Origin of the sequence: Streptomyces sp. CB01201, assembly GCF_002803085.1 — a bacterium.
GTDB classification, from domain to species: domain Bacteria; phylum Actinomycetota; class Actinomycetes; order Streptomycetales; family Streptomycetaceae; genus Streptomyces; species Streptomyces hundungensis.
On the sequence record NZ_NNBJ01000014.1, the window covers coordinates 29448 to 43948 of the forward strand.

General features: G+C 71.3%; 14 protein-coding genes. 10 read left to right on the plus strand and 4 right to left on the minus strand.

From position 1 onward, the window contains the following. Positions 1-18: 18 nt before the first annotated feature. From CG740_RS27090 to CG740_RS27105, 4 genes are read left to right on the plus strand one after another with little or no spacing between them, the layout of a single operon-like run. Positions 19-1341, plus strand: a complete 1323-nt coding sequence (locus CG740_RS27090) for an activator-dependent family glycosyltransferase (RefSeq protein WP_100577900.1) — start codon at positions 19-21, stop codon at positions 1339-1341. Next, entirely contained in the window at positions 1342-1959 is a 618-nt protein-coding gene (locus CG740_RS27095; protein ID WP_100577901.1) for a dTDP-4-dehydrorhamnose 3,5-epimerase family protein, read from the plus strand. Further along, a complete protein-coding gene (locus CG740_RS27100; protein ID WP_234376510.1) occupies positions 1947-2894 on the plus strand; it encodes an NAD-dependent epimerase/dehydratase family protein in 948 nt (315 codons plus the stop codon). The genes CG740_RS27095 and CG740_RS27100 overlap by 13 nt, the downstream gene beginning before the upstream one ends. Before the next feature lie 48 nt (positions 2895-2942). Continuing rightward, a complete protein-coding gene (locus CG740_RS27105) occupies positions 2943-4295 on the plus strand; it encodes an NDP-hexose 2,3-dehydratase family protein (RefSeq protein WP_100577902.1) in 1353 nt (450 codons plus the stop codon). A gap of 128 nt (positions 4296-4423) precedes the next feature. Here the strand turns inward: CG740_RS27105 and CG740_RS27110 are convergent, their stop codons facing one another. Next, positions 4424-5533, minus strand: coding sequence for a DegT/DnrJ/EryC1/StrS family aminotransferase (locus CG740_RS27110; protein ID WP_100577903.1), 1110 nt, complete (start codon positions 5531-5533; stop codon positions 4424-4426). A gap of 197 nt (positions 5534-5730) precedes the next feature. Between CG740_RS27110 and rfbA the strand changes: the two genes are divergently transcribed. Beyond that, complete coding sequence (gene rfbA / locus CG740_RS27115) at positions 5731-6606, plus strand: glucose-1-phosphate thymidylyltransferase RfbA (RefSeq protein ID WP_100577904.1); 876 nt, start codon at positions 5731-5733, stop codon at positions 6604-6606. 12 nt (positions 6607-6618) lie between these two features. On the opposite strand, the gene CG740_RS27120 is transcribed toward rfbA, so the two are convergent. Both CG740_RS27120 and CG740_RS27125 read right to left on the minus strand, forming a co-directional pair. After that, positions 6619-7335 carry a class I SAM-dependent methyltransferase gene (locus CG740_RS27120; RefSeq protein ID WP_100577905.1) on the minus strand — a complete coding sequence of 239 codons (717 nt, stop codon included), beginning with the start codon at positions 7333-7335 and terminating at the stop codon, positions 6619-6621. Between the two features lie 59 nt (positions 7336-7394). Then, positions 7395-8174 (minus strand): cyclase family protein, encoded by a 780-nt coding sequence (locus tag CG740_RS27125; RefSeq protein ID WP_100577906.1) that lies wholly within the window; start codon positions 8172-8174, stop codon positions 7395-7397. A gap of 208 nt (positions 8175-8382) precedes the next feature. Between CG740_RS27125 and CG740_RS27130 the strand changes: the two genes are divergently transcribed. The 5 genes from CG740_RS27130 to rfbB all read left to right on the plus strand — a co-directional run bounded on the left by CG740_RS27130 (position 8383) and on the right by rfbB (position 13373). Then, positions 8383-8817 carry a nuclear transport factor 2 family protein gene (locus tag CG740_RS27130; RefSeq protein WP_100577907.1) on the plus strand — a complete coding sequence of 145 codons (435 nt, stop codon included), beginning with the start codon at positions 8383-8385 and terminating at the stop codon, positions 8815-8817. Between the two features lie 45 nt (positions 8818-8862). Then, a complete protein-coding gene (locus CG740_RS27135; protein WP_199846588.1) occupies positions 8863-9633 on the plus strand; it encodes an SDR family NAD(P)-dependent oxidoreductase in 771 nt (256 codons plus the stop codon). Between the two features lie 23 nt (positions 9634-9656). Continuing rightward, complete coding sequence (locus CG740_RS27140) at positions 9657-11012, plus strand: cytochrome P450 family protein (RefSeq protein WP_159030413.1); 1356 nt, start codon at positions 9657-9659, stop codon at positions 11010-11012. A 67-nt stretch (positions 11013-11079) separates the two neighbouring features. Beyond that, entirely contained in the window at positions 11080-12414 is a 1335-nt protein-coding gene (locus CG740_RS27145) for an activator-dependent family glycosyltransferase (protein ID WP_100577910.1), read from the plus strand. Then, positions 12402-13373 (plus strand): dTDP-glucose 4,6-dehydratase, encoded by a 972-nt coding sequence (gene rfbB, locus CG740_RS27150; RefSeq protein WP_100577911.1) that lies wholly within the window; start codon positions 12402-12404, stop codon positions 13371-13373. Before CG740_RS27145 ends, rfbB begins: the two co-directional genes overlap by 13 nt. A gap of 94 nt (positions 13374-13467) precedes the next feature. Here rfbB and CG740_RS27155 read toward each other — a convergent pair whose 3' ends face one another. Further along, a complete protein-coding gene (locus CG740_RS27155; RefSeq protein WP_234376511.1) occupies positions 13468-14457 on the minus strand; it encodes a Gfo/Idh/MocA family protein in 990 nt (329 codons plus the stop codon). Positions 14458-14501: the final 44 nt, after the last annotated feature.

Here is a 14501-nt window from a genome sequence, read left to right on the forward strand (position 1 = left end):
CTCGCGAAAGGGAGACCCATGAAGGTCCTGTTCACCACGTTCGCCGCGAAGTCCCATATGCATGCCCAGGTCCCCCTGGCCTGGGCCCTCCAGACCGCCGGCCACGAGGTCCGTATCGCCAGCCAGCCGGATCTGGCGGAGGACATCACCCGTACCGGACTGACCGCCGTCTGCGTGGGGGAGCCGCTGCTCCTGGAGGAGCAGATGCAGCGGGTCAACGAGGGCCTGGGCGAGGACGCCGAGATCATGGAGAGCCAGGCGGAAGCCGGGATGGACATGACGGAGACCCGGCCCGAGATGCTGACCTGGGACCACGTCCTCGGGGTGTTCACCTCGATGACGGCCATGGCCTTCCAGAACTCCTGCCCGGAACGCATGATCGACGACCTGGTCGCGTTCAGCCGCGAGTGGCAGCCCGATCTGGTCATCTGGGACACCCTCTCCTTCGCCGGGCCGGTGGCCGCACAGGTCACCGGCGCCGCACACGCCCGGCTGCTGTTCGGGCTCGATCTGCTGGGGCGGATGCGCGAGACCTTCCTCGACCTGCTGGCGGAGCGGCTTCCCGAGCAGCGGGACGATCCGCTGCGCGAGTGGCTGACCTGGACGCTCGGCCGCTACGGCGCGCGGTTCGAGGAGGAGGTGGCGGTCGGCCAGTGGACCATCGACCCGGTGCCGCCGTCGATGCGGTTCCCGGTGCGGCAGCCGTTCGTCCCGCTGCGCTACATCCCCTACAACGGGCAGGCCGTCGTACCGGACTGGCTGCACGAGCCGCCGAAGAAGCCGCGCGTCTGCCTGACGCTGGGGGTGGCCCACCGGGAGGTGCTGGACGGCGACCGCGCCTCCATCGGCGAACTGGTCGAGGCGCTGGCGGAGCTGGACGTCGAGGTGGTCGCGACGCTCAACGCCAAACAGCTCGCCGGACTGCGGCTGCCCGACAACGTCAGGGCCGTCGACTTCGTGCCGCTCAACGCGCTGCTGCCGACCTGCTCCGCGGTCATCCACCACGGCGGCTCCGGCACCTTCCAGACCGCGCTGGCGCACGGGGTCCCGCAGCTGATCGTGCCCGACATGGTCTGGGACACCATCCACAAGGCCAAGCAGCTGGAGAAGTTCGGCGCGGGGCTGTATCTGCACGACGTCGACCACTACACCGCCCAGGACCTGCGCGAGCACGTGCTGCGCCTGCTTGAGGACCCGTCGTTCGCGGAGAACTGCGCGCGGATCCGCCGGGAGATGGTGGGCACGCCGAGCCCCAACGACATCGTCCCCCTGCTGGAGAAACTCACCGCGGAGCACCGTACGGCTCGGGACACCCGCGGCACCGACCGAAAGGAGCGGTAGATGACCTCCGCCGTGCAGTTCCGCGAGCTCGCCGTCTCGGGCGCGTACGCCTTCACCCCGCCCGTCTTCGAGGACGACCGCGGCCTTTTCACCTCGCCGTACCAGGAGCCGGCGTTCCGGGAGGCGCTGGGGCATCCGCTCTTCCCCGTCGCCCAGTCCAACCACAGCAGATCGCGGCGCGGCACCGTCCGGGGCATCCACTACACCGTCACCCCGCCGGGCGTGGCCAAGTACGTGTACTGCGCCCGGGGCCGGGCCATCGACATCGTCGTGGACATCCGGGTCGGCTCGCCCACCTACGGCCGCTGGGACTCCTGCCTGCTCGATCCGCAGAGCTTCAGCGCGATGTACTTTCCGGTCGGTGTCGGGCACGCCTTCGTCGCCCTGGAGGACGACACGGTGATGTCGTACATGCTCTCCGGGAGTTACGAGGCACAGCACGAGCTCGCCCTCTCGCCGCTCGACCCCGCGCTCGGCCTGCCGATCCCCCGGGACACGGAGCCCCTGCTGTCCGCACGGGACACGGCCGCGCCGCTGCTCGCGCAGGTGCGGGCGGAGGGCGGCCTGCCGGAGTACGACAAGTGCCGCCGGATCGAGGCCGCACTGTGGCGGCGCTGAGCGAGGGCCGGCCACCGACCGCGGGATCCCGGATCGCGGTGCTGGGGGCCACCGGCTGCGTCGGCCGCTGTGTGAGCGCGGCGCTGGCGCGCGAGGGGCACCAGGTGCTCGCCGTCGCACGACGCGGCGGGCCCGCGGTGGCGGACCACGACTTCGTCGGCCTGGACGTGGCGGCGGTCCCGCCCTCCGATCTCGCGCGGCTGTTCACCAGGCACCGGGTGAGCGCGGTGGTCAACGTGACGGGCGGCTGGGGCACGACCGAGGAGGAGATGCGGTACGCCCACATCACCCTGGTCGACCGGCTCCTGAGGGCCGTGACACAGATGGAGGCGCGGCCGCGGCTGGTCCATGTGGGCTCCATCCACGAGTACGGCCCGGTGCCGGAACCCCGCTCCATCGGCGAAGGCCTCGAACCCCGGCCGACCACCATGTACGCCAGTACCAAGCTGGCCGGCTCCGAGCTGGTGCTCGACGCCACCCGGGGCGGCCGGGTGGACGGACTGGTGCTGCGCGCGGTGAACGTCTGCGGTCCCCGCACCACGCGGGCCAGTTTCCTCGGGGCGGTCGTCGACACCCTGCGGGCCGCGGACCCGGGCGAGCCGGTGACGCTGCGGGTCGCGGACGCGCGGCGGGACTTCATCGACGTACGGGACCTGGCCGAGGCCGTGGTCCTCGCCGTGACGTCACCGGCCACCGGACAGGTCGTCAACATCGGCCGGGGGGAGGCCTCCGCCATGCGTGAGCTGGTGGATCTGCTGGTCGCCGTCTCGGGGCTGCCGTCCGGGGCGGTGCGGATCGAGGACGGGCCGATCGCCAGCAAGGGCGGCGGCTGGACCCTGGCCGACATCCGGCTGGCGGGAGAACTGCTCGGCTGGAAACCGCGGATCCCGCTCAGCGAGGCGATGCGGGCCACCTGGGAGACGCCCGCCGACTGATCCACCCGGACCGGGCCGCGTACGCCCCATCCATGACAAGGAGTTCAGATGGCCGAAATGACGGCGCGGATCGCCAGGTCGGCTGCGGCCGTGGAGAGCGCCCGCACCGATCTCGCCGGATTCGACGACTGGTTCGCCGAGTACGGGGAGCAGATCTACACGACGGCCGAGCGGGTGCCGCTGGCGGCCCTCGACCAGTGGTACCAGACACCGGTGACCGGCGATCTGCGCCATCGCAGCGGCAAGTTCTTCACGGTCCACGGCCTGCGGGTGCACGATCCGGGCAACGCGGTGCCCTGGTGGGACCAGCCCATCATCGACCAGCCCGAGGTCGGCATCCTCGGCATCCTCATCAAGGAGTTCGACGGCGTTCCGCACTTCCTGATGCAGGCCAAGGCGGAACCGGGCAACCCCGGGGGCCTACAGCTCTCTCCCACCGTGCAGGCGACGCGCAGCAACTACACCGGCGTCCACAAGGGCAAGCCCGTGCCGTATCTGGACTACTTCCGGGACACCTCACGGCACCGGGTGGTCGCCGATGTCCGGCAGTCGGAGCAGGGCGCCTGGTTCTACCGCAAACGCAACCGCAACATGGTGGTGGAGACGACCGCCGAGGTGGAGGTCCTCAAGGGCTTCCGCTGGTTCACGCTGGGGCAGTTGTACCGGCTGCTGGCGCGTGACGACATCGTGAACATGGACGCGAGGACCGTGCTGGCCTGTCTGCCGCACGCCTCCCGGCCGGACGGCGCGCTGCACCGGACGACCGACGTGCTGAGCTGGATCACCCGCGCCCGTTCGCTGGCCTCCGTGCACACCGAGCGGATCGCGCTCAACGCGCTCGACGAGTGGCGGCAGAGCGAGATGGGCCACTCGCACGAGAGCGGCGGGTTCTTCGACGTCATCGGGGTTTCCGTGACGGCCGCCGGGCGCGAGGTCGGCACCTGGCGCCAGCCGATGATCGAGCCGCACGGCACGGGGGTCATCGCGTTTCTGACCCGCGAGATCAACGGGGTGCCGCATGTGCTGGTGCACGCCCGGACCGAGCCCGGCTACGCGGACGTCGTGGAACTGGCGCCGACCGTGCAGTGCGTCCCGGACAGCTACCGCTGGCTGCCGCCCTCCGCGAGGCCCCGCCACCTCGACGAGGTGCTGGCCGCCCGGCCCGACCGCATCCGGTTCGAGGCCGTGCTCTCCGAGGAGGGCGGCCGCTTCTTCCACGCCCGCAACCGCTATCTGATCGTGGACAGCGACGTTCCCGAGGACCCCGGCCATCCCGACTACCGCTGGCTGACCATGGACCAGCTCACCCAACTGCTCCGGCACAGCCATTACCTCAATGTGCAGGCCCGGAGCCTGGTGGCGTGTCTGCGCGGCCTTGAGGCGAGCCGCCCGGCCGGCTGACCGGGCGAGGGGCGCGGCCGTACCGAAGAAGGACCGGTGCACCGCACCGGACACACCGAGGGCCCGGCCACATGGCGCCGGGCCCTCGGTGTGTCCGGTGCGCGCCGCGGCCGGCCCGCCGCACCGGCTCAGAGGCTGTCCAGTACGTCGCGCACCGCACTGATCACCTTGTCCTGGACGTCCGGCGCGAGGGTCGGGTACATGGGCAACGAGAAGATCTGGCCCGCCAGTTCCTCGGTGACGGGTAGCGAGCCCAGGGGATACCCGAGGTGGGCGAACCCGGACATCGTGTGCACCGGCCAGGGGTAGCTGATGTTGAGCTCGATGTCGTACGCCTTGAGGGCCTCGATGATGGCGTCGCGCCGGGGGTGGCGCACCGTGTAGACGTAGTACACGTGCTCGTTGCCGGGGACGGTGTGCGGCAGCACCAGATCGGTGTCGCCGAGCCCCTCCTCGTAGCGGCGGGCGACCGCCCGCCGCCCCTCGATGTAGGTGTCGAGCCGACCCAGCTTGCGCCGCAGGATTTCGGCCTGCACCTCGTCGAGCCGGGCGTTGTGGCCCGGGGTGCCGACGACGTAGTACCGCTCCTCCATGCCGTAGTAGCGCAGTCGGCGCAGCGCGCGGTGGGTGTCGTCCCGGGAGGTCAGCACGGCGCCGCCGTCGCCGTACGCGCCGAGCACCTTCGTGGGGTAGAAGGAGAAGGCGGCGGCGTCACCCGCGGCGCCGGCGAGCCGGCCGTCGCGGCGGGCACCATGGGCCTGGGCGCAGTCCTCGACGAGGAACAGGTCGTGCTCGGCGGCCAGCCGCTCCAGCGGGGCCAGGTCCACGCACTGGCCGTAGAGGTGGACGGGCAGCAGGCACCGGGTCCGGGGGCCGAGGACCGCGGCCACCTGCTCGGTGTCCATGAGGTAGCTGTCCGGGTGGACGTCGACGAACACGGGGGTGGCGCCCACCGAGTCGATCGCGACCACGGTGGGGGCCGCCGTGTTGGACACGGTGACCACCTCGTCCCCGGGGCCGACGCCGAGCGCCTGGAGGGCCAGCTTGATCGCGTTGGTGCCGTTGTCCACGCCGACGCAGTGACCCACGCCGTGATAGCCGGCGAACTCCCGCTCGAAGCCGCGGACACTCTCTCCGAGGACGAGCCGGCCAGAGGTGAAGACCGTCTCCACAGCGTCCAGAATATCGGCGCTTTCGTTCTCGTATTCCTTCTGGTAGTCCCACACGAGAGTCGTCATTAATTCTTTCCCTCCCATACCGATGCCACGCCACGGGACGTCACCGTTCCCTTACAGCCCACCATATTGCCGGACCGATCCACAACCCTTGCATTCCTCTATTCTCGGTCGAATCTCCGTGGACTCCGGGATTTCCTTCTTGCTGTCGGGTGAATCCGGTCGTTAACATGGTCGGAAATCAAGGACAGGGGCATAACGTGAAAGGGATTATTCTCGCCGGCGGTTCGGGATCACGGCTCCATCCAATAACTGTCTCCGTATCGAAGCAACTGCTTCCGGTGGGCGACAAGCCGATGATCTACTATCCGCTTTCGGTGCTGATGCTCGCGGGTATCAAGGAGATCCTGCTCATCTGCACCGAGCGCGACCTGGAGCAGTTCCGCAGACTCCTGGGCGACGGAACCCAGCTCGGCATCCGGATCGACTACGCCGTCCAGAACCGGCCGGCCGGACTGGCCGAGGCCTTCGTCATCGGCGCCGACCATGTGGGCGACGACGATGTCGCCCTGGTCCTGGGGGACAACATCTTCCACGGCTACCACTTCTACGACCTGCTCCAGAACAACGTCCGGGACGTGCGGGGCTGTGTGCTGTTCGGCTACCCCGTGGAGGACCCGGAGCGCTACGGGGTGGGCGAGACCGACGCCTCGGGCCGCCTCGTCTCCCTGGAGGAGAAGCCGATCAGGCCGCGCTCCGACCTCGCCATCACCGGGCTCTATCTGTACGACAACGAAGTGCTCGACATCGCCAAGAACCTTCGCCCGTCGGCCCGCGGAGAACTGGAGATCACCGATGTGAACCGGAATTACCTGGCCCGCGGCCGAGCCCGCCTTGTCGACCTCGGCCGCGGTTTCGCCTGGCTCGACGCCGGAACTCCGGAATCCCTGCTCCAGGCCTCCCAGTATGTCCGGACCCTGGAAGAACGCCAGGGCGTGCGCATCGCCTGCGTGGAGGAGATCGCCCTGCGCATGGGATTCATCGACCCGGAAAGGTGCCACCAGCTCGGCGAGAAGATGTCCCAGTCGGGTTATGGCCGATACGTGATGTCGGTGGCCCGCGAAATGTCGTCCTGACGCCTGCGCCACTCACGCCGATTCGCGTACACCGACGAAGAGACCACGACCGGTCGGGCCGTCCGCCAGGAGCTCCACGGAACAACCGGCGTCGGTGAACGCGGAGACGTACTCGTCCTTGGTGAAGAGGGTCAGGACGTCGATCTCGGTGAACTCCTTGATGCCGGCGGCGTCGCCCACGGTGAAGCGGACCTCCATACGGGTGGCCCGGCCCTTGCGGGTGGTGTGCGAGATCCGCGCGATGGTGCGGTGCTCCTCCCGGGCCAGGTCACCCGCGACATAGCCCTCGATGAAGTTCTCCGGGAACCACCAGGGTTCGACGACCAGGACGCCGCCGGGCTCCAGATGGCCGGCCATCGACCCGATGGCGGCCCGCATGTCGGCCACCGTCTCCAGATAGCCGATGGCGCAGAACATACAGCTCACCGCCGAGTAGCTGCGGCCCAGCGCGAAGTCGCGCATGTCTCCCGCGTGCACCGTGACGTCGGGCAGCCGCTGCTCGGCGAGCCGGCGCATCGGCTCCGCGATCTCCAGTCCCTCGGCGACCTCGAACAGCGTGCTGAACACGCTGAGATGGGCGCCGGTGCCGCAGGCGACGTCGAGCAGCGAGTCGGCTCCGGGGCGGCGTTCGGCGATGAGGCGGGCGACGTCCCTGGCCTCCTGCCCCCAGTCCTTGCCCCGGCTTCGGTAGATGGTCTCGTACACGTCCGCGAGTTCCCGGCCGTACATGTGGGTCTCCTCCTGTGGTCGCCCCGCAGGGCGCGTCGTCCGCTCGCCTGGCACGCTCCTCAGTCGTCGAGCAGCGCCACCGCCCTCGCCCAGCCGGCGCCCGCGCCGACGATCCGGACCGGGAAGCACGCGACACGGAAGCCCTGGGAGACCGGCAGCCGGTCGAGCCCGGCGAGCCGTTCGACCTGGCAGTACTCCCGGTCCCGGCCGATCATGTGGGCGGGCCACAGCACCGAGCGGTCACCCGTCTCCCGGTAGCGGGCGATGATGTCGCCGAAGGGCGCGTCCAGGCTGAACGCGTCCGTGCCGATCACCCGGACTCCCTGGTCGAGCAGCAGGTGCACGGCCGAGCCGTCGAGCCCGGTGAAGTCCGTGAAGTACTTCTGCGTCCCCGACCACGCGTCGGCGCCGGTCCTGAGCAGCACGATGTCCATGGGGGAGAGGGTGTGCCCGATCCGGTCCAGTTCCCGCTGCACCACGTCGGCGCCGGCCGCGCCCGTGCCCTGGTCGCTCAGGTCGAGCACGACCGCGGGCCGGAAGAACCAGTCGAGCGGCATCTCGTCGATGTGGCGCGGCGGCCCGTCGCGGTAGGAGGCGCGCGTGCCGTAGTGCGAGGGCGCGTCGACGTGCGTACCGGTGTGGGTCGTCAACTGGAGGCGGTCGAGCGAGAGGAACTCGCCCTCCGGCAGCTCCGCCGGGTCGAACGCGATCCCGAAGTGGTCACGCATCTCATCGCTCATGTGCGCCGCGGCCTCCTTCGGGCCGAGCACGTCGTGCACCACGGGATCGGGCTCGAAACCCGCCGCGTCCACGGGCGAGGACAGGTCGATGATGCGCACACGAGCCTCCCGGCGATGGGTTCCTGCAAGTCAGCCCATGTTCACCAGCGCGGCTGGAAGAGCGTTGGAGCTTGGATGAACGACCGCCTGCGCGCCCGCACACCCCGCGCTCGATCGATCCTGGAGAAGCCGCTGACACCGTCGTGACCCATCGGGAACCCGGGAACGCACCCGCCCCGGCACGAGGGAGCGGCGGAAGGGACACGGCATGGCAGCACAGGCCCCGACGGCCCCGGCGGAGGTCTACGCCGAGGTACAGCACTTCTACGCACGGCAGATGCGGCACCTGGACTCGGGCGAGGCCGAAGTCTGGGCCGGCACCTTCACCGCGGACGGCTCCTTCGCGCCGCCGTCGCTCCCGGAACCGGTACGCGGCCGCCCGGCCCTGACCGAGGGCGCCCGCAAGGCCGCCGCGGGCCTCGCCGCCGCGGGCGAGACGCACCGCCACTGGGTCGGCATGCTCACCGTCACCCCGGCGGACGACGGCTCACTGACGGCCGAGAGCCAGGTCTCGATCATCGCGGTTCCGCGGGGCGGCCCGGCCCGGCTGCACCTGGTGTGCACCTGCCGGGACGTCCTGGTGCGCGAGGCGGGCGAACTCCTGGTCAGGGAAAGGGTGGTGACCCGTGACGACCGGCCGTAGCGGAAGCAGGCCGCGCTTCGGGCGGCCCGGCCCCCGGTCCCGCACATGAGCGCGGCCCAGGCCCCGACGACGCCTCGGGGCGTGATCGTCACCGGCGGCGGGACCGGCATCGGGCGGGCCACGGCCCGCGCCTTCGCGGACCGCGGCGACCGGGTACTCGTCGTGGGCCGTACGCCCGCGACCCTGGCCGGGACGGCCGAGGGACACCCCGGCATCAGCGTCCTGGCCGCCGACCTCACCGACCCGGACACCCCCGGGGCCGTCACCGCCGCGGCGCTGGACGCCTTCGGCCGAATCGACGTGCTGGTCAACAACGCGGCCACCGGCGGATTCGCCTCTCTCGCCCAGACCACGCGGGAAACCGTCATCGACCAGCTCGGCAGCAATCTCCTGGCCCCGCTGCTGCTGACCCGGCAGACCCTGGACGCCCTCGGCGCCGAGGGCGGCGGAACCGTTCTGAACATCGGCTCGGCCGGCGCGCTGGGCCTGCGTGCCTGGCCGGAGAACGGGGTCTACGGCGCCGCCAAGGCCGGGCTCGACTTCCTCACCAGGACCTGGGCCGTGGAACTGGCATCCCGCGGCATCCGGGTCCTCGGCCTGGCGCCGGGCGTGATCGACACCGGCATCGGTGAACGGTCCGGCATGTCCCAGGAGGCCTACGCGGGCTTCCTTCAGCAGATCGCCGCGCGCGTCCCGGCCGGCCGGGTCGGCCGCCCCGAGGACATCGCCTGGTGGGCCGTCCAGCTCGCCGATCCGCGCGCCGCCTACGCGACCGGAGCGGTGCTCGCGGTCGACGGCGGTCTGTCCCTCACCTGAACCACGCCCCGAAGGAGACCGCCGTGACATATACGGACACCGACGAGACGGCCACCGACGAGAGCCCCGCGGCGCCCGAGGAGGTTGAGCAGACCGACAGCGAGCTGGGCCGTCATCTCCTGACCGCCCGAGGCTTCCACTGGATCTACGGAACCAGTGGCGATCCCTACGCCCTGACGCTGCGCGCGGAGAGCGACGACCCGGTGGTGCTCGCGCGCCGCATACGGGAATCGGAGACACCGCTGTGGCAGAGCGCCGCGGGGGCCTGGGTCACCGGCCGGCACGGTGTGGCCGCCGAGGTGCTGGCCGACCCGCGGCTGAGCCTGCGCCACGCCGACCTGCCGGGTCCGCAGCGGCACGTCTTCTCGGATGCCTGGAGCAATCCGCTGCTGTGCCACATCGTCCCGCTGGACCGGGCCTTCCTGCACGCCTCGGGCGCCGACCACGCGCGCTGGGAGCGGTCGGCGGCACCGGTGCTCGGCGCGGCCGCGGCGGACGGGCACCGCAAGAGCGCCGAACGCGTGCACCAGGAGACCGCCGACGGACTCGGTGCCGCCTTCGATCTCATGGCGGACTATTCCCGCCCGGTGGCCACCGAAGCCGCCGCGGCGCTGCTCGGGGTCCCGGACGCGCAGCGGACACGCTTCGCCCGCGCCTGTCTGGCCCTGGGTGTCGCGCTCGACGCGGCGCTCTGCCCGCAGCCGCTCGCCGTCACCCGCCGGCTCACCGAGGCGATCGAGGATGTCCGCGCCCTAGTCGGCGAGCTCGTCGCGGCTCGGCGGGCCGAGCCGGGTGACGATCTGCTCAGCACGGTCCTGAGCGCGGGCTCCGCCGACTCCGCCGGCTCTCGCGCCCAGGACGCACTCGCGGTCGGTGTGCTGACCGCCGCGGTGGGCGTCGAGTTCACCGCCGGGCTCATCAACAACGCCCTGGAGGCACTCCTCGCCCATCCCCGGCAGTGGGCGCTGCTCGGCGAGAGCCCGGAACTGGCGGCCGGCGCGGTGGAGGAGACGCTGCGTCACGCGCCGCCGGTGCGGTTGGAGAGCCGGATCGCCGCCGAGGACCTCACCCTGGCCGGTCAGGACATCCCCGCCGGCGCCCAGGTCGTGGTCCACGTCGGAGCGGCCAACCGGGATCCCGAGGCGTTCTTGGCCCCGGACCACTTCGACCTCACCCGGCCCCCGGGACCGGGGCACTTGTCGCTGTCCGGCCCGCACACCGCTCTGTTCGGGGCGTTCGCCCGGCTCCAGGCCGAGACCGCGGTACGCACCCTGCGGGAGCGCCACCCCCGGCTGGCCCCGGCCGACGGCGTCCAGCGCCGGATGCGATCCCCCGTCCTGGGCGGAGTGCTGCGGTGCGCGCTCACCACCTCCGCGTGAGGTGCGCCGGGCCGCCCGGGCGCGGCACCGCCGGAGTTTCGACCGAGCCGCAGAGAGAGGACCGGCCATGCGGGTACTGCTGACGTCCTTCGCGATGGACGCGCACTTCAACGGGTCCGTGCCGCTCGCCTGGGCGCTGCGGGCCGCCGGGCACGAGGTACGGGTGGCGAGCCAGCCCGCCCTGACGGGGAGCATCACGGCGGCCGGACTGACCGCCGTCCCGGTGGGAGCCGACCACGGTCTCGACGAGATGGTCAAGGGGGTGGGTGACTCCGTGCTGTCCCACCACGCCAACCAGTCGCTTGACCCCGATGCCCCCGGACAGCTCACCCCGGCCTTCCTCACGGGCTGGGACACGATGATGACCGCCACCTTCTTCGCCCTGGTCAACGACGATCCGATGGTCGACGGACTCGTCGCGTTCGCCCGCGACTGGAAGCCGGACCTCGTCCTCTGGGAGCCGTTCACGTTCGCGGGCGCGGTGGCCGCGAAGGTGACCGGCGCGGCCCACGCGCGGCTGCTGTCCTTCCCCGACATGTTCCTGCCGATGCGGCGGGCCTTCCTCGCGCAGCTCGCCCCCGGCCCCACGGCCGGGGACGGAGAGCGGCGGGGGGCGCACACCGAGGACTCCCTGGGCCAATGGCTGGAGTGGACCCTCGGACGCTACGGCGTGCCCTTCGACGAGGAGGCGGTGACCGGGCAGTGGTCGGTCGACCAGGTACCGCGCAGCTTCCGCCCGCCGTCGGACGGACCGACCGTGGGCATGCGCTACATCCCGTACAACGGGCCGCTGCCCGCCGTCGTACCCGACTGGCTCCGGGTCCCGCCGACACGTCCGCGTGTGTGCGTCACCCTGGGGCTCACCGCTCGGACCTCGGAGTTCCCCAACGCCGTCCCGGTCGACCTGGTCCTCAAGGCGATCGAGGGGCTCGATGTCGAGGTGGTGGCCACGCTCGGCGCCGAGGAGCGGGCGCTGCTGACCCACGTCCCGGACAATGTGCGCCTGGTGGACCACATACCGCTGCACGCGCTGCTTCCGACCTGCGCGGCCATCGTGCACCACGGCGGTGCCGGGACCTGGTCGACGGCCCTCGTCGAGGGCGTCCCGCAGATCGCCATGGGCTGGATCTGGGACGCGATCGAGCGGGCGCGCCGCCAGCAGGAACTGGGCGCCGGTCTCCATCTGCCCTCCCACGAGGTGACGGTGGAAGGACTGCGGAGCAGGCTGGTGCGGCTCCTGGAGGAGCCCTCGTTCGCCGCGGCCGCCGCGCGGCTGCGCACCGAGGCCGCGTCCGAACCGACCCCGGCGGAGGTCGTCCCCGTACTGGAGCGGCTGACCGCCCAGCACCACGCCCACGGGCGCCGACGTCCAGGAGGTACGTCCCCATCATGCGTGTCCTGATCACCGGCGGCGCCGGCTTCATCGGATCCCACTATGTGCGCTCCCTGCTGGCCGGCGGTCTGCCCGGCCCCCTGCCGAGCCGGGTGACCGTCATCGACCTGCTCACCTACGCGGGAAGCACGGACAACCTGCCCCTGGCGGACTCCCGGCTGGACTTCCGGCGGGTCGACATCCGCGACCTCGACGCACTCCTCGATGTGCTCCCCGGTCACGACGCGGTGGTGCACTTCGCGGCCGAGACCCATGTCGACCGTTCCCTGACCGGTGCCGAGGAGTTCGTCCGCACCAATGTGCTGGGTACGCAGGCACTGCTGGAGGCGAGCCTGCGCTGCGGGATCGCCACCTTCGTGCACGTCTCGACCGACGAGGTCTACGGTTCCATCGCCGAGGGGACCTGGACGGAGGAGGAGCCGCTGCTGCCCAACTCGCCCTATGCGGCGTCGAAGGCCGGCAGCGACCTCGTCGCCCGCTCCTACTGGCGCACGCACGGGCTCGACGTGCGCACCACCCGGTGTGCCAACAACTACGGACCGCGCCAGCATCCGGAGAAGCTCATCCCGCTGTTCGTCACGGAGTTGCTGGCCGGCCGGAGCGTGCCGCTGTACGGGGACGGCAACAACGTCAGGGAGTGGCTGCACGTGGACGACCACTGCCGTGCCGTCCACGCGGTACTGACGGGCGGCCGGGCCGGAGAGATCTACAACATCGGCGGGGGCACGCACCTGACGAACCGTCAGATGACCGCCAAGCTGCTGGAGTTGTGCGGCGCGGACTGGTCCCGGGTCCGCCAGGTGCCCGACCGCAAGGGCCACGACCTCCGGTACGCGGTGGACGACTCGAAGATCCGCACGGAACTCGGCTACCGGCCGCTGCGGTCGTTGGACGAGGGGCTGCGCGAGGTCGTCGACTGGTACCGCGGCCGGTCGTCCCGGCGACCGGGAACGGCCGAGCGGGTGTGAACCGGCTCCCGTCGGGGGCGGCCGCGACGGCCGGGCCGGCCCCCGGCGGGAGCCGGGCGTGAAAGGCCCCGGCCCGCCCGTACCGGGCGCTGCCTCAGCCGCTGATGACCCGCGCGGCCTTGCGCACCTGCTCGACCAGGAGCGCCTGCCGCAGCAGTGCCTCGCCCAGGGCGGCCCGCCCGGTGCCCGACAGGGCCGCCGCGGCGAACGCGTCGAGCGCGTTGCCCACCTGGTGGTCGGCGGCCAGCGTCACCTCGGTGATCCGGTCCTGCTGTTCCAGGCGGACCGCCGGGCGGTGCTCCCGGGGCGGCGTGAAGGCCCGCGGCACGCTGATCCTTCCCCGGCTGCCCCACAGGGCGTACACGGACCGGTAGGAGTGCTGGAATCCGAAGTCGAGCTGCGCCGTCACACCGGTCGGCGTGGAGAGCAGCGCGCTCCCCGCGACATCGACACCGGTGGCCTCGTCGACGCGCAGACAGGCACCGAGGACGTCGAGTTCGCCGGCGAGGTGGAGCTGGGCCGCGCGCAGCGGATACACCCCGACGTCCAGCAGGGCGCCGCCGCCGAGCCGCGTGTCGTACCGGAAGGACGCCGCATCGGGCGGCGGCACCCCGAAGGAGCTCGAAAAGACCCTCAGTTCGCCGATCTCGCCGGCCAGGTCCCGTACCGCCGCGTGCTGCGAGTGGTGCAGGAACATGAAGTTCTCGGTGAGCGCCAGATCGAACCGGGCGGCCAGCGCCACCAGTTCGGCACTCTGCGCGTACGTGGTGCTGAGCGGCTTCTCCACCAGGACGTGTTTGCCGGCGGTCAGCGCCTCCGCGACCCACTCGTGGTGCATTCCCGGCGGCAGCGGCACATAGACCGCGTCGATGTCGTCCCGGTCGAGCAGCGCCTTGTAGCCGGTCACCGCCGCGCACCCGAAACGGGCCGCGAGACGTTCGCTCCGCGCCCCGTCCCGGCTCGCCACGGCCACCAGCCGCACCGACTGGTGCTCCACGAGCGCGGGCAGGATCCGGCGCACCGCGATATCGGCACAGCCCAGAACGCCCATGCGGAGTACGGGTCGTGGAGTGTCCTCGGGCATCTGCCACCTCACCTGTCGGATACGTCACCGATCAAGCTAGCCAG